The 14,579-nt window shown below is 65.1% G+C and carries 13 protein-coding genes; all 13 read left to right on the forward strand.

Annotated elements, in window-relative coordinates; translation table 11 throughout:
• The first annotated feature begins 1 nt into the window (after position 1).
• The 13 genes from mraY (at position 2) to msbA (ending at position 14,556) form a co-directional block, all read left to right on the forward strand.
• Positions 2-1,087: a phospho-N-acetylmuramoyl-pentapeptide-transferase gene (gene mraY / locus NLI84_RS04240; RefSeq protein ID WP_255988394.1), complete on the forward strand. Its 1,086-nt coding sequence runs from the start codon at positions 2-4 to the stop codon at positions 1,085-1,087.
• A 14-nt stretch (positions 1,088-1,101) separates the two neighbouring features.
• Positions 1,102-2,508: a UDP-N-acetylmuramoyl-L-alanine--D-glutamate ligase gene (murD, locus tag NLI84_RS04245; RefSeq protein ID WP_255988395.1), complete on the forward strand. Its 1,407-nt coding sequence runs from the start codon at positions 1,102-1,104 to the stop codon at positions 2,506-2,508.
• Positions 2,505-3,686: a putative lipid II flippase FtsW gene (gene ftsW, locus NLI84_RS04250; RefSeq protein ID WP_255988396.1), complete on the forward strand. Its 1,182-nt coding sequence runs from the start codon at positions 2,505-2,507 to the stop codon at positions 3,684-3,686. The genes murD and ftsW overlap by 4 nt, the downstream gene beginning before the upstream one ends.
• On the forward strand, positions 3,683-4,753 hold the full coding sequence (murG, locus tag NLI84_RS04255; RefSeq protein ID WP_255988397.1) for an undecaprenyldiphospho-muramoylpentapeptide beta-N-acetylglucosaminyltransferase: 1,071 nt from the start codon (positions 3,683-3,685) through the stop codon (positions 4,751-4,753). The genes ftsW and murG overlap by 4 nt, the downstream gene beginning before the upstream one ends.
• A gap of 4 nt (positions 4,754-4,757) precedes the next feature.
• Complete coding sequence (gene murC / locus NLI84_RS04260) at positions 4,758-6,149, forward strand: UDP-N-acetylmuramate--L-alanine ligase (protein WP_255988398.1); 1,392 nt, start codon at positions 4,758-4,760, stop codon at positions 6,147-6,149.
• Between the two features lie 7 nt (positions 6,150-6,156).
• On the forward strand, positions 6,157-7,071 hold the full coding sequence (locus NLI84_RS04265) for a D-alanine--D-alanine ligase (protein ID WP_255988467.1): 915 nt from the start codon (positions 6,157-6,159) through the stop codon (positions 7,069-7,071).
• A 165-nt stretch (positions 7,072-7,236) separates the two neighbouring features.
• Positions 7,237-8,037, forward strand: coding sequence for a cell division protein FtsQ/DivIB (locus tag NLI84_RS04270; protein WP_255988399.1), 801 nt, complete (start codon positions 7,237-7,239; stop codon positions 8,035-8,037).
• A gap of 58 nt (positions 8,038-8,095) precedes the next feature.
• Positions 8,096-9,328, forward strand: a complete 1,233-nt coding sequence (gene ftsA / locus NLI84_RS04275; protein ID WP_255988400.1) for a cell division protein FtsA — start codon at positions 8,096-8,098, stop codon at positions 9,326-9,328.
• A 56-nt stretch (positions 9,329-9,384) separates the two neighbouring features.
• Positions 9,385-10,557 (forward strand): cell division protein FtsZ, encoded by a 1,173-nt coding sequence (ftsZ, locus tag NLI84_RS04280; RefSeq protein ID WP_255988401.1) that lies wholly within the window; start codon positions 9,385-9,387, stop codon positions 10,555-10,557.
• 248 nt (positions 10,558-10,805) lie between these two features.
• Positions 10,806-11,720, forward strand: coding sequence for a UDP-3-O-acyl-N-acetylglucosamine deacetylase (gene lpxC, locus NLI84_RS04285; protein ID WP_255988402.1), 915 nt, complete (start codon positions 10,806-10,808; stop codon positions 11,718-11,720).
• 74 nt (positions 11,721-11,794) lie between these two features.
• The gene (locus NLI84_RS04290) at positions 11,795-11,980 is read left to right on the forward strand and encodes a hypothetical protein (RefSeq protein WP_255988403.1); all 186 of its coding nucleotides are present in this window, start codon (positions 11,795-11,797) and stop codon (positions 11,978-11,980) included.
• Complete coding sequence (locus tag NLI84_RS04295) at positions 11,980-12,702, forward strand: 16S rRNA (uracil(1498)-N(3))-methyltransferase (RefSeq protein WP_255988404.1); 723 nt, start codon at positions 11,980-11,982, stop codon at positions 12,700-12,702. The genes NLI84_RS04290 and NLI84_RS04295 overlap by 1 nt, the downstream gene beginning before the upstream one ends.
• A 114-nt stretch (positions 12,703-12,816) precedes the next feature.
• Entirely contained in the window at positions 12,817-14,556 is a 1,740-nt protein-coding gene (gene msbA / locus NLI84_RS04300) for a lipid A export permease/ATP-binding protein MsbA (protein WP_255988406.1), read from the forward strand.
• Positions 14,557-14,579 lie beyond the last annotated feature (23 nt).

Here is a 14,579-nt window from a genome sequence, read left to right on the forward strand (position 1 = left end):
GATGCTGCTGTGGCTATTCGACTGGCTCGGTGAATCGGTCCGCGCCTTCAATGTATTCAGCTACCTCACGCTGCGCGCAGTGCTGTCGGTGATGACGGCGCTGGCCATTTCCTGGCTGCTCGGCCCTTGGGTGATCCAGAAGCTGACCGAGCTCAAGGTGGGTCAGGCCGTGCGCAACGACGGCCCGCAAACGCATCTGGTCAAGGCCGGCACCCCCACCATGGGTGGCACGCTGATCCTACTCGCCATCGGCCTGACCACGCTGCTGTGGGGCGATCTAACCAACAAATATGTATGGCTCACGCTGGCGGTGACGCTGGCGACCGGCGTGATCGGCTTCATCGATGACTACAAGAAGGTCGCGCTGAAGAACCCCAAGGGGCTTTCTGCCCGCGCCAAGATGTTCTGGCAGTCGCTGATCGCCATCGGCGCCGGGCTGTTCCTCACTTGGTTCGCCAAGGATCCGGCACAGACCGGTTTCGTGGTGCCGTTCTTCAAGGAAATCCTCTATCCCTTCGGCGCGATCGGCTTCTGTGTGCTGACCTATTTCGTCATCGTCGGCACCAGCAACGCGGTCAACCTCACCGATGGCCTCGACGGCCTCGCAATCATGCCGACGGTGCTGGTGTCGGGCGCCTTCTGCATTTTCGCCTACGTGGCCGGCAACGCCGTGTTCTCCAAGTACCTGGGCGTGCCGCACGTGCCGGGCGCGGGCGAACTCATGATCTTCTGTGCGGCCATGGGCGGCGCGGGCCTGGGCTTTCTGTGGTTCAACGCCTATCCGGCCGAAGTGTTCATGGGCGACGTCGGCGCGTTGGCGCTGGGCGCAGGCCTCGGTACCGTGGCGGTGATCGTGCGCCAGGAAATCGTGCTCCTGATCATGGGCGGCGTGTTCGTGGTTGAGGCGCTGTCGGTGATGATCCAGGTGGCCAGCTTCAAGATGACGGGCAAGCGGGTGTTTCGCATGGCGCCGCTGCACCACCACTACGAACTCAAGGGCTGGAAGGAAACGCAGGTGGTGGTGCGCTTCTGGATCATCACCATGCTGCTGGTGATGGCCGGGCTCGCCACCCTGAAGCTGCGTTGAGCATGGGTAGAAACATGAAACTGGCAGGATTACACACCATCGTTGTTGGCCTCGGGGATACCGGTCTTTCCGCCGCCCGCTGGCTGGCCGCGCGCGGTGCGCGCGTGACGGTGGCCGACAGCCGCGACGCCCCCCCCAATGTCGAGGAGCTCAAGGCCGCCGCGCCGCAGGCCGAGCTGCGCGTGGGCGCCTTTTCGGCGCAGACCTTCATGGACGCCGACGTCCTGGTGGTCAGCCCCGGCGTGGCGCTGGCCACGCCGGCGATCGCCGCCACCGTGCTGCGCGGCGTGCCCGCCGTGGGCGACGTCGAATTGTTCGCGCGCGAGATCGCCGTCAAGCGCGCGGCAGGCAAGCAGCCGCGTGTGATCGCGATCACCGGTTCGAACGGCAAGTCGACGGTGACCAGCATGGTCGGCCAGATGTGCGTCACCGCGGGCCTGAAGACTGTGGTCGCCGGCAATATCGGCTTGCCGGTGCTCGACGCGTTGACCGAATCGCCCGACGCCGACGTCTACGTGCTCGAACTCTCCAGCTTCCAGCTGGAAACGACGAATTCGCTCGCCGCCGATGCGGCCACCGTGCTGAACGTTTCCGAGGATCACCTCGACCGCTACGCCGGGATGAAGGAGTACGCCGCCGCCAAGGCGCGCATCTTCAGCGGCAATGGCGCACAGGTGCTGAACCGCGAGGACGAATACAGTCGCGAAATGGGTTTGCCCGGCCGCCACGTGATCCGTTTCGGCCAGGACGCGCCGCGTCGCGCCGATGAATACGGCCTTGTCGCCGTCGGGCGCGATTACGCGCTGCGCCTGGGCGACGCCACGCTGATGCTGGCAAGCGAGCTGCCCATCGCCGGTCTGCACAATGCGGCGAACGCACTGTCCGCGATCGCGCTGTGCCGCGCCGTCGGCCTGCCGCTGCCGCCGCTGGTGGCCGCGCTCAAGGCATTCAAGGGCCTGCCGCACCGGGTCGAATTCGTCGCCAGCCGCCATGGCGTCGATTACTACGATGATTCCAAGGGCACCAATGTCGGCGCGACCGAAGCCGCGCTGCGCGGCATGACCCGGCCGGTGGTGCTGATCGCCGGTGGCGACGGCAAGGGCCAGGATTTCTCGCCGCTGCTGCCCGCGTGCGAGCGCATTTGCCGCGCCGTGCTCTTGATCGGCCGCGACGGCCCGCAGATCGCCGAGGTACTGGCGGAGGCCACGTCGACCTATATCGCTGACGATGGCGACGGCGAGAACTTTCTGCCGGCGCTGGAACTACCGACGCTGGAAATGGCGGTGCAGATGGCGGCCAACCTAGCCGAGGCCGGCGACGTGGTGCTGCTCTCGCCGGCCTGTGCCAGCCTCGACATGTTCCGTAACTACCATCACCGCGCCGAAGTGTTCATCGCCGCGGTGAAGGCGCTGCCAGCATGAAGCAGCTCTTCTACCAGGCCCTGAGCCGCGTCCGCCCCAGCATGAGCGCCTACGATGTCGCGCTCACCTGGGCGGTGCTGCTGCTCGTCTGTTTCGGCCTGGTGATGGTCTACTCGGCGTCGATCGCCATGGCCGAGGTCGACAAGGACACGGGCTTTCGCTCGACCTACTTCCTGATCCGTCACGGCATCTTCCTGGTGATCGGCCTGACCGCCGGATTTGTCGCGTTCAATATCCCGACCAAGACCTGGCAGCAATATGCGCCGCTGCTGTTCATCATCGGCGTGGCGCTGCTGGTGTTGGTGCTGATACACGGCCGCGAGGTGAATGGCAGCCGCCGCTGGCTATCGCTGTACGTGATCAATCTGCAGCCGTCGGAACTGATGAAGTTCATCGTCGTGCTGTACGCCGCCGACTACACGGTGCGCAAGGCGGCATTCATGGGCGGCGATTTCGTCTCCAGCATCACCAAGGGCCTGTTGCCCATGCTGGTGGTGATGCTGGTCGTCGGCGGCCTCTTGCTGCTGGAGCCCGATTTCGGCGCCTTCGCTGTGATCACCGCCATCGCCGTTGGCCTGCTATTCCTCGGCGGATTCGACTGGCGGTTGTTCGCGGGCCTGATCGGCTTGCTTGCGCTTGGCTTTGTCGGACTCGTCGTCAGCTCGCCCTACCGCATGCAGCGGGTGCTGGGTTTCCTCGATCCGTGGCAGGATCCGTACGGCAAGGGCTACCAGTTGAGCCACTCGCTGATCGCCTTCGGTCGCGGCGAATGGACCGGCGTGGGGTTGGGCGCCAGCGTCGAGAAGCTGTCCTACCTGCCCGAGGCGCATACCGATTTCCTGATGGCCATCATCGCCGAGGAACTGGGCTTCGTCGGCGTGGCGCTGGTGGTCTGCCTGTTCGCCTTCATCGTGTTCCGGGCTTTCATGATCGGCGTGCAGGCCGCCAAGCTCGATCGCACCTACCAGGCGCTGGTGGCGCAGGGCATCGGCATCTGGTTCGGCGTGCAGTCGGTGATCAATATCGGCGTGAACATGGGCCTGTTGCCGACCAAGGGGCTGACGCTGCCGCTGCTGTCGTTCGGCGGCTCGGGCATCCTCGCCAACCTCATCACCATTGGTGTGCTGCTGCGCGTCGACTACGAGAACCGGCAAGCACTGCGGGGGTTCACGACATGAGCCGCCGCACCTTGCTCGTGATGGCCGGCGGTACCGGCGGCCATATCTTCCCGGCGCTGGCCGTTGCCCAGGCGGTGCGCGAGCGCGGCTGGGACGTGGTCTGGCTGGGTGCCAAGGGCGCGATGGAAACCCGCCTTGTGCCGCAGCACGATATCCCGCTCGAAACGCTGGCCATAGCCGGTGTGCGCGGCAAGGGCATCGTCACCCAACTGATCCAGCCGTGGGTGCAGCTGAAGGCGCTTCTGGGTGCCTTGAACGTGATTTTCCGCCACCGGCCGGACGTAGCCATCGGTTTCGGCGGCTTTACCGGTTTTCCGGGCGGTCTGGCGATGCGGTTGATGTGGTTGCCACTGGTGATCCACGAGCAGAACTCGGTCGCCGGCCTTACCAACAAGACGCTGGCGCGCATCGCCAACCGCGTGCTCTATGCCTTCCCCGGCGCTTTTCCGAAGCGCAGCGAAGGCTATGTCGGCAATCCGGTGCGTGGCGAAATCACCCGCGTGGCACCGCCGGCCGAGCGCTACGGCGCGCGCTCCGGCCCGTTCAGGCTGCTGGTGGTCGGTGGCAGCCTCGGCGCCCAGGTATTCAACGAACAGGTGCCCAAGGCGCTGGCGCTGTTGCCGCCCGAGCGCCGGCCGCAGGTGATCCATCAGGCAGGCGAGAAGCATATCGACGCGCTCAAGGCCAATTACGCCGCGGCTGGGGTCGACGCCGAATGCGTCGCCTTCATCGCCGACATGGCCGCGGCGTACGCCGAGGCGGATCTGGTGCTGTGCCGTGCCGGCGCGCTCACCGTATCGGAGCTCGCCTGCGTCGGCGTCGCCAGCGTACTGGTGCCGTTCCCGCACGCGGTGGACGACCACCAGACCGGCAACGCGCGTTTTCTCGCCGAGGCGGGCGCCGGCAGGCTGTTGCCGCAAACCGAATTGACCGCAGCGCATCTGGCCGCGCTGCTGGAACAGAGCAACCGCACCGATTGCCTGGTGATGGCGGAAAAGGCGCGCGCGCTCTCCAAGCCGGACGCCACCGCCAGCGTCGTCGCGGTCATCGAAGAATTGGCAGGTTAGGAATATGAAACACAAGGTCAAACGCATTCATTTCGTCGGTATCGGTGGTGTCGGCATGAGCGGCATCGCCGAGGTACTGCTCAACCTCGGCTTCGAGGTATCGGGCACGGACCTCGGCAGCAACGCCACCACGCAACGCCTGGCCGCCGCCGGAGCCACCGTGCACCAGGGCCACGCGGCCGAATTCGTCGCCAACGCCGATGTGGTGGTGATCTCGAGCGCGGTGAAGGACGACAACGCGGAAGTGGTCGAGGCGCGTTCACGCAAGATCCCGGTGGTGCCGCGCGCGATGATGCTGGCCGAGCTGATGCGGCTCAAACAAGGCATCGCCATTGCCGGCACCCACGGCAAGACGACCACCACCAGCCTGACCGCGTCCATCCTCGAAGCGGCCGGGCTCGATCCCACCTTCGTGATCGGCGGCAAGCTGCATGCGGCTGGCTCCAACGCGCGGCTGGGCTCGGGCGACTTCCTGGTGGCCGAGGCGGACGAGAGCGATGCGTCTTTCCTGCTGCTCTCCCCGGTGATCTCGGTCGTGACCAATATCGACGCCGATCACATGGACACCTACGGCCATGACTTCGAGAAACTGAAGCAGGCCTTCATCGACTTCCTCTACCACCTGCCGTTCTACGGTCGCGCGGTGCTGTGCGTCGACGACCCGGTGGTGCGCGAGATCCTGCCGCGCGTGACGAGCCCGGTGACCACCTACGGCGTGAGTGCCGATGCGATGCTGCGCGCCGAGAATGTCGTCGCCGCCGCCGGCCAGATGCGGTTCGACGCGGTGTGGGAGAACGGCGAAACGCGCCGCATTCCCGTCACGCTCAACCTGCCGGGCATGCACAACGTGCTGAACGCGCTCGCCGCCATCGGCATCGCGCTCGAAGTTGGTGCTTCCGAAGCCGCCATCCAGAAGGCGCTGGCCGAATTCCAGGGAGTGGGCCGGCGCTTCCAGCGCTATGGCGAAGTGGCGCTTCAGGCCGGCGGTAGCTTCACAGTGGTCGACGATTACGGCCACCACCCGGTCGAGATGGCCGCCACGCTGGCCGCGGCGCGTGGTGCGTTCCCCGGGCGGCGCCTGCTGCTGGCGTTCCAGCCGCACCGCTATACCCGCACTCGCGATTGCTTCGAGGATTTCGTGAAGGTGCTGAACACCGTTGACGGCCTGCTGCTGGCCGAGGTCTACGCCGCTGGCGAGGCGCCGATTGTTGCGGCCGACGGCCGGGCACTGGCGCGCGCGGTGCGCGTGGCCGGCAAGGTCGAGCCGGTGTTCGTCGAGCAGGTGGCAGACATGCCGGCCGCGATCTTCGCGGCGGCACAGGATGGCGACGTGGTGATCACCATGGGCGCCGGCACGATAGGTGGCATTCCCGCAAAACTCGTGGCGGGGGCGTGAGATGGATATGAAGCAAAAATACGGCAAGGTCGCGGTCGTGATGGGTGGCGATTCCACCGAGCGCGAAGTCTCGTTGATGAGTGGCAAGGGCGTGCTGGCCGCGCTGCTTAGCCAGGGCGTCGACGCACATGCGTTTGATCCGGCGGAGCGCCCTCTGACCGATCTGGTCGAGGAGGGCTTTGACCGCGCCTTCCTCATCCTGCACGGCGGCGAGGGCGAGGATGGCACCATCCAGGGCGCGCTCGAATACCTCGGCGTGCCGTATACCGGCTGCGGCGTGATGGCATCGGCCATAGGCATGGACAAGTGGCGCACCAAGTTGATGTGGCAGGCCGTCGGCCTGCCGGTGCCCGCTTACCTGCTGCTCGATGCGCAGAGCGATTTCGATTCCGTGCTTGCCAAGCTCGGCTCGCCGGTGTTCGTGAAGCCGTCCAACGGCGGCTCCAGCGTCGGCGTGACCAAGTGTCGCACCGCCGACGAAATCCGCACCGCCTATGCCGAAGCCGCCAAGTACGACCCGCTGGTGATGGTCGAGCAGGCGGTGATCGGTGGCGAGTACAGCTGCGCGGTACTCGACGGCAAGGCTCTGGCGACGGTGAAGATCGAGCCGGCGACCGAGTTCTACGACTACGAAGCCAAGTACTTCCGCGACGATACCGTCTACACCTGCCCGGGCCTCACCGGCGACGCGGAAACGCAGGCGCGGCAGCTCGCCGAAGTGGCGTACCGGGTGCTGGGTGCCACCGGTTGGGCCCGCATCGACTTTTTGACCGACGCGCAAGGCAAGGCCTACCTCCTGGAGCCGAACACTGCGCCCGGCATGACCAGCCACAGCCTGTTCCCGGTCTGTGCCCGCGAAGCGGGCATCAGCTACGAGCAGCTGGTGCTGAAGATACTGGATACGACGTTGGAGCAGGAATAAGGGTCATGTCTCGCCAGGCCGTTTGTCCCCTCATGTGCGTAGCGAGCCGGCTCCAGACAAGGAGCCAGCAGCGCAGCGACCGGAACGTACTTGATGTACGTGAGGATCGCGAGCAGCGCACGACGCTGGCTGGCGTCGGCGTAGTAGCGCAGGAGGGCGACAAACGTGTGGGATAAGCCGCAATTGCTGATGTGGTTCGCGAACCTGCTCACCGGCCTCGCCGCCTTGCTGCTGTTCTATTCGCTGGTGTTCCTGGCGGTGAACTCGCCGCTGTTCCCGGTGAAACGCATCAAGGTCGATGGCGAGCTGGAGCATGTGACCCGTGAGCAGTTGCAGTACGTGATCAAGAACGAGCTCAAGGGCACGTTCTTCACGCTCAATCTCGACAAGACTCGGGCTGCTTTCGAGAAGCTGCCGTGGGTGCGCGAAGTGAGCGTGCGGCGGCGCTGGCCGGACCAGCTGGAAGTGCAGATCGAAGAGCACGAGGCGATTGCGCGTTGGGGCGGAGTGGCACTGCTCAATACGCATGGCGAGCGCTTCGATGCGGCATCGAATGACGCATTGCCGGTGCTGGAAGGCCCGGTGGGGACCGAAAAACAGATGGTCGACGGTTATCGCGATTTTGTCGCGGCGCTGGCACCGATCCGCAAGAAACCGGAGCACGTATGGCTGTCGGCACGGCGTGCCTGGCGGGTCGAGCTCGACGATGGCACCACGATCGAGGTCGGGCGCGATGAGGCGCTGGACCGGGTGAAACGCTTTGTCGTTGCCTACCCGAACTCGCTGGCACTGATCGCGCAGAAGCAGCCGTTCCAGTACGTGGATCTGCGCTATCCGAATGGATTCGCGGTGCGCCTGCCGGGCTACACGCCGGCCGAGCCCGCCAAGCCGGGGGCCAAGCCTGCGACGCCAAAACCGGTCGCTCCCAAACCGGCCGCACCGGCCGCAACGGCGCAACCGGCATGAAACAGATGAACGCGGCCCGTTGGGGCCGGATGAACAAACTGCAGGGAAGAGGTCGTCAGTGACTAGAGACAGCAAGAACCTCATCGTTGGGCTCGACATCGGTACCGCCAAGGTGGTCGCCGTTGTCGCCGAGATCCAGGACGATGGCAAGCTCAATGTGGTCGGGCTGGGCTCGGCCGTCAGTCGTGGCCTCAAGCGCGGCGTGGTGGTCGACATCGAAAAGACCGTCGGCGCCATCCAGAGCGCACTCGGCGAGGCCGAGCTGATGGCCGATTGCAAGATCCGCGAGGTGTTCACCGGTATCGCCGGCAGCCACATCAAGGGGCTGAATTCGCACGGCATGGTCGCGATCAAGGACAAGGAAGTCACCCAGGCCGACATGACCCGGGTGATCGAGACCGCCAGCGCGGTGAACATCCCCACCGATCACCAGGTGCTGCACATCCTGGCGCAGGAATACGTGATCGATGGCCAGGAAGATGTTAAGGAGCCGCTGGGGATGTCCGGCGTTCGGCTGGAGGTGCGGGTACACATCGTCTCGGGCGCGGTCTCTGCGGTGCAGAACATCACCAAGTGTGTGCGTCGCTGCGGGTTGGAGATCTCGGAAGTGATCCTGCAGCCGCTGGCTTCGGCCTACGCGGTGCTCACCGAAGACGAGAAGGCTCTGGGCGTATGCCTGGTCGACATCGGTGGTGGCACCACCGACATTGCCGTGTTCATCGACGGCGCCATCCGCCACACCGCGGTGATTCCGATCGCCGGTGACCAGGTGACCAACGACATCGCCATGGCACTACGCACACCCACGGGCGAGGCCGAGTCGATCAAGCTACAGCACGGCGTGGCACTGCGCCATATGACCGATCCGCAAGCGATGATCGAGGTGCCGGGTGTGGGCGAGCGCGGATCGCGCCAGATGAGCCGCCATACGCTGGCCGAGGTGATCGAGCCGCGCATCGAGGAGCTCTACGGCCTAGTGCAGGCCGAGCTGCGCCGCGCCGGCTTCGAGGATCGCCTATCCAGCGGCATCGTCATCACCGGTGGCGCCGCGCTGATGCCCGGCATGGTCGAGCTCGGCGAAGAAATCTTCCATATGCCGGTGCGCCTGGGCACGCCCAAGTACGTGGGCGGCCTGGCCGAGGTCGTCAAGAATCCGCGTTATTCGACGGCGGTCGGCCTGTTGCTGATCGCCAAGGAGCAATACCTGAAGAATCCCGCCGGACGCATCAAGGATGGGTCGTTCGGCGAGTTGTTGGGGCGCATGAAATCGTGGTTTCAGAATAATTTCTAAAGTTGTTTTTAAGTTTCGGGTCAGCAGAGTAAAATCGGGTCTAGAGGAGTAATACCATGGCACTCACCATCGAAGTCCAAGAGGTCGCGCACCTCGTCAACATCAAGGTGATCGGCGTCGGCGGCGCCGGTTGCAACGCGATCAACAACATGATCGATCACAGCATGCAAGGAGTGGAGTTCATCTCCGCCAACACCGACGCGCAGGTGCTCAAACTGTCGCGCGCCGAGAACGTGGTCCAGCTCGGTGCTGAGCTCACCCGCGGTTTCGGCGCGGGCTGCAATCCGGACATCGGCCGCCAGGCCGCCGAGGAAGACCGCGAGCGCATCGCCGATTTGATCGACGGCGCGGATCTCTTGTTCGTTACCGCCGGCATGGGTGGCGGCACCGGTACCGGCGCGGCACCGGTGATCGCCCAGGTGGCGCGCGAGAAGGGCATCCTCACCGTTGGCGTCGTCACCAAGCCGGGCCTCGACGAGGGCGCGCGCCAGAAGGTGGCGCAGGCCGGCATCGACGAGCTGGCCCGTTATGTCGATTCGCTGATCGTGGTGTCGAACGAGAAGTTGGAAGAAGTGCTGGGCGAGGACGTGACCATCGACGAGGCCTTCCGCGCCGCCGATGACATCCTGCGCAACGCCGTCGGCTCCATCGTCGAGATCATCCATTACCCGGGCCTCATCAACGTCGACTTCGCCGACGTGAAGACGGTGATGCGCGAGATGGGTATGGCGATGATGGGCTCGGCCCATGCATCCGGGCCTGAGCGCGCCGTGACCGCGACCGAGGAAGCCATCCGCTGCCCGCTGCTCGATAACATCAGCTTCAAGGGCGCACGCGGCGTGCTGGTCAACTTCTCGGCCAGCCGCGCCACGCTGAAGAAGAGCGAAGTCCGCCAGGCGCTGGAGATCATCAACCAGCACGTGGCCGACGACGCACAGGTCAAGCACGGCGTGGTGTACGACGAGAGCCTGGGCGACGAGCTGCGCATCACGCTGATTGCAACGGGCCTGGGCGCCAAGGAAAACGCCAAGCCGTCGCTGTCGGTGATTCAGAGCGAAAGCCGCAAGACCGGTACCGACAACTTCAACGCCGAAGACTACGACACCCCGGCCATCTGGCGTTCGCGCCGCGGCGGCGGTGCATCGGCGGAGCAGAGCGGGTCGGCACGGCCGGCACACAACAACATTGATATGGATATACCCGCTTTCCTGCGCCGCCAAGCCGACTAATCGGCGCTGGCGCTGCTGCGCACAACCGGCGCTTTGTCGTCGGGCCGGCTCAGGCTCCTCATGGACATCCAGTCCATTCCGGGCCTTCGCCAACCCGACTTCGCGCTCCGGCCGCGCCATCATCCGATGAGTGTGCTCGGTCAGGTGGTCGGAATAGGTTCAACCGATCGGGAACATTGCAACGATCAATCCAGCCCAAGACCCGGGGCTGTTAGAATTGTTGTCAGTTTCTGAATGGGAAAGTGTCCATGTTTCAACAACGTACCCTGAAATCCACGGTGCGTGCCGTCGGTGTCGGCCTGCATTCGGGTGACCGTGTCACCCTGACGCTCAAGCCTGCACCGATCGGCCACGGCATCGTGTTTCGGCGTTCCGATTTGCCCGGATCGGCGCCGTTCAGGGTCGGCCCCGCCCTCGTCAACGACACGCGTCTATCCTCTACGCTGGTCCAGGACGAGGTGCGGGTGGGTACCATCGAACACTTGATGTCCGCCTTCGCCGGCCTCGGTCTCGACAACGTCGAGGTCGAGGTCGACGCGCAGGAAATGCCCATCATGGACGGCTCGTCCGCGCCGTTCATCTACCTGATCCAATCCGCCGGCATCGTCGACCAGATCGCACCCAAGCGCTTCGTGCGCGTGCTCAAGCCCGTCGAAGTGATCGAGGGCGACAAATGGGTGCGGCTCGATCCGCACGACGGCTACAAGGTCAAGCTGACCATCGATTTCCAGCATCCGGCATTCAAGAAGTCGGCGCAGACCGTCGCGATCGACTTCGCCGACACCAACTACATCAGCGAGATCTCGCGCGCGCGTACCTTCGGTTTCATCCATGAGTTCGAATACATGCGCATGAATGGCCTGGCGCGTGGTGGCAGCATGGACAACGCCATCGTCATCGACGAATACCGCGTGCTGAACGACGGCGGCCTGCGCTTCGAGGACGAGTTCGTGCGCCACAAGGTGCTCGACGCCATCGGCGACCTTTACATCCTCGGCCATCCCTTGATCGCCGCCTTCTCCGGCTACAAGAGCGGCCACGCGCTCAACAACAAGCTCTTGCGTACGCTGCTCGCCGACGAGTCCAACTACGAGTTCGTCACCTTCGACGAGCGTAGCGCGGTGCCAAGTTCGTTCCACGATCTGCCGCCGCTGACGATCTAGGGCGCCGCGCCGCTTTCCTGGCGCGATGCTCGTTCCTGGTTGGCAGTCGGCCTGCGATGGGCGATCATCGCTCCATGTTCATGCTGCTTCGCATCCTCTTCATCGTTCTGGTATTGCTGGTGGGCTGGTTCGGCTACCGCTACCTGCGTACGCGCGATCGCTACTGGCTGCGGCTGATACGCGGCACGGTGGCGGTGGCCATCGCCATATCGGTCATCGGCCTAATCGGTCTCGTGATCCAGCGTCTGACGGAGTCCTGATGCCGCGTCTGCATGTGGATCTGCCGCTGGCCTGCGGCCTTGCGATCGAACTGCCGGAGGATGCGTCGCGTCATGCCCAGGTGCTGCGCCTGCAGCCAGGCGATGCCGTCACGCTGTTCAACGGCCAGGGAGGCGAGTACGCGGCAACGGTCAGCAAGATGGGCAAGCGCAGCGTGTCGGTCGACGTGGGCGCGCATGATCCCGTCGAGCGCGAATCGCCACTCAAGCTGGTGCTGATCCAGGCGGTGGCCACGGCCGAGCGCATGGACTACGCCATCCAGAAGGCGACCGAACTCGGGGTCCATCAGATACGGCCGGTGAACAGCACCTATACCCAGGGCCGCATGAGCGGCGAGCGCGCCGAGAAGCGGCTGGCGCACTGGCGAGGCGTGGCGATCGCCGCGTGCGAGCAGAGCGGCCGCACCCGCGTGCCGCAAATCACGGCGGTAACCGATCTCGCCGACCTGCTCACCCACCCGGTCGACGCCGAGCTGAAACTGTTGCTGTCGCCGCGCGGCGCGGTCCGGTTTCATGCGTTGCCGGCGCAGGTTGCCAGCGTGGCCGTATTGATCGGGCCGGAAGGCGGTCTCTCTGCGGCTGAGGAGGATGCCGCGCGCGCCGCGGGATACACCGCGCTGATACTCGGGCCACGGGTGCTGCGCACCGAAACGGCGGCGGCAACGGTGGCCGCGCTGCTACAGGCCCGCTACGGCGATTATTGAACGCCGAGAGTGCCAGGCCAGCGGTTGAGTGCGCAGCAGCGAGCGGCAGATTGCCACCGCGCAAGCTGGCGCCGCCGCTTATAATCGCGGCTCTCCTGCCAGCCTGAACCGAACATGGACAACAGCCGTACGCTCTACCTGCGCCTTCTGCGCGAAATCACGCCGTACTGGCCGGTGATTGTCGGCACCATCGTGTGCATGGCGCTCGCCGCCTCGGTGGATGCGGGCCTGGCGATGCTGATCCAGCCCCTGGTCGACCAGAACCTGCGCGCTGATTCGCTGGCCCGTGCCGCCGCCTGGATCCTGCCGGCACAGATCCTGGCGCTGGCTGTTGGCCGGCTGCTATCCAATTTCGGCTACGAGTACGGCGGCGGCTGGCTGTCGTCGCGAGTGATGCACGATTTGCGGCAAAAGGTGTTCAACCATTATCTGAAGCTGCCGACACGCTTTTACGACCAGACTTCGACCGGGGTGATGCTGTCGCGCATCACCTACGACGTCAGCCAGATCATGAACGCCGGCGTACAGGTGCTCACCGTGCTGGTGCGCGATACCTGCTCCATCATCGCCTTTATCGCGGTCATGCTTTACCACGACTGGCAGCTCACGCTGTTCTGCCTGATCCTGCTGCCCGGCATTGCCGCCAGCATCCATTTCGTCGGCAAGCGCCAGCGCCGGCTGGCGCGCGCCACGCAAGCGAGCATGGGCGAGATGACGCGCGTGCTCGACGAAAGCCTCTCCGGCCAGCGCGTGGTCAAGATCTTCGGCGGCAAGGATTTCGAGCGGCAACGCTATTTCGACGTCAACAACCGGGTGCGCGGCCTGTCGGTGAAGCAGCTGGCGACGAGCGCGGTGAATTCGGGCGTGATCATGCTGCTGATAGGCATCACGCTGGCCGCCATCGTCTATTTCGCCAGCCTGCGCGCGCAAAGCGGCGGGCTGACCGCGGGCGCCTTCGTGTCGTTCATGATCGCGATGATGGCGGTGCAGCAGCCGATCAAGAACCTGACCAAGCTCAACGGCCAGATCCACAAGGGCCTCGCCGCCGCCGAATCGGTGTTCGGCGTGCTCGACGCAGAGGCCGAGCGCGATACCGGCACGCTCCCGCTGGCGCGCGCGCAGGGCGAGCTGACCTTCGACAACGTCGTGTTTGCCTACCCGGCCGACGAGAAGCCGGCGCTGGCTGGTGTCACGCTCGCGATTGCGCCGGGTGAAACCGTGGCGCTGGTCGGCAGTTCCGGTAGCGGCAAGACGACCCTAGCCAATCTGTTGCCCCGCTTTTACGACCCCGCAGCCGGCCGTATCCTGCTCGATGGCGTGGCGCTGACCGACTACCGGCTCGACGATCTGCGGCGACAGTACGCCATGGTCAGCCAGGACGTGGTGCTGTTCAACGACAGCGTTGCCGCCAACATCGCCTACGGCGATCCCGCGCCCGACCCGGATCGCATACGCGCCGCTGCCGATGCGGCGTTCGCCACCGAGTTCATCGAAGCGACGCCGGGCGGCTTTGCCACCGAGCTCGGCGAGAACGGCCTGCGGCTATCGGGCGGCCAGCGCCAGCGGCTGGCGATTGCACGTGCCATCTACAAGGATGCGCCCATCCTGATCCTGGACGAGGCGACCAGCGCGCTCGATACCGAATCGGAGCGCAAGGTGCAGGCCGCGCTGGAAAACCTGATGAAATCGCGCACCACCCTCGTGATCGCCCACCGCCTCTCGACCATAGAAAGCGCCGATCGCATCGTGGTGATGCGCCATGGCCGCATCGTCGAAAGTGGCTCGCATACCGAGCTGATCGCCCAGCGCGGCGCCTACGCCCAGATGCACGCGGCGCAGTTCAACGAGGGGTGAGGCGGACAAGCCACAGCTGGCGC

Origin of the sequence: Chitinolyticbacter albus (assembly GCF_024437655.1) — a bacterium.
Classification (GTDB): Bacteria; Pseudomonadota; Gammaproteobacteria; order Burkholderiales; family Chitinibacteraceae; genus Chitinolyticbacter; species Chitinolyticbacter albus.

Excerpts from the sequence above, each read along its gene's own strand:
- ftsW (WP_255988396.1), top strand. The coding sequence starts at position 2,505 with ATGAAGCAGCTCTTCTACCAGGCCCTGAGCCGCGTCCGCCCCAGCATG.
- murC (WP_255988398.1), top strand. The coding sequence starts at position 4,758 with ATGAAACACAAGGTCAAACGCATTCATTTCGTCGGTATCGGTGGTGTC.
- NLI84_RS04265 (WP_255988467.1), top strand. The coding sequence starts at position 6,157 with ATGAAGCAAAAATACGGCAAGGTCGCGGTCGTGATGGGTGGCGATTCC.
- lpxC (WP_255988402.1), top strand. The coding sequence starts at position 10,806 with ATGTTTCAACAACGTACCCTGAAATCCACGGTGCGTGCCGTCGGTGTC.
- murG (WP_255988397.1), top strand. The coding sequence starts at position 3,683 with ATGAGCCGCCGCACCTTGCTCGTGATGGCCGGCGGTACCGGCGGCCAT.
- mraY (WP_255988394.1), top strand. The coding sequence starts at position 2 with ATGCTGCTGTGGCTATTCGACTGGCTCGGTGAATCGGTCCGCGCCTTC.
- ftsZ (WP_255988401.1), top strand. The coding sequence starts at position 9,385 with ATGGCACTCACCATCGAAGTCCAAGAGGTCGCGCACCTCGTCAACATC.
- murD (WP_255988395.1), top strand. The coding sequence starts at position 1,102 with ATGAAACTGGCAGGATTACACACCATCGTTGTTGGCCTCGGGGATACC.
- msbA (WP_255988406.1), top strand. The coding sequence starts at position 12,817 with ATGGACAACAGCCGTACGCTCTACCTGCGCCTTCTGCGCGAAATCACG.
- NLI84_RS04290 (WP_255988403.1), top strand. The coding sequence starts at position 11,795 with ATGTTCATGCTGCTTCGCATCCTCTTCATCGTTCTGGTATTGCTGGTG.
- NLI84_RS04295 (WP_255988404.1), top strand. The coding sequence starts at position 11,980 with ATGCCGCGTCTGCATGTGGATCTGCCGCTGGCCTGCGGCCTTGCGATC.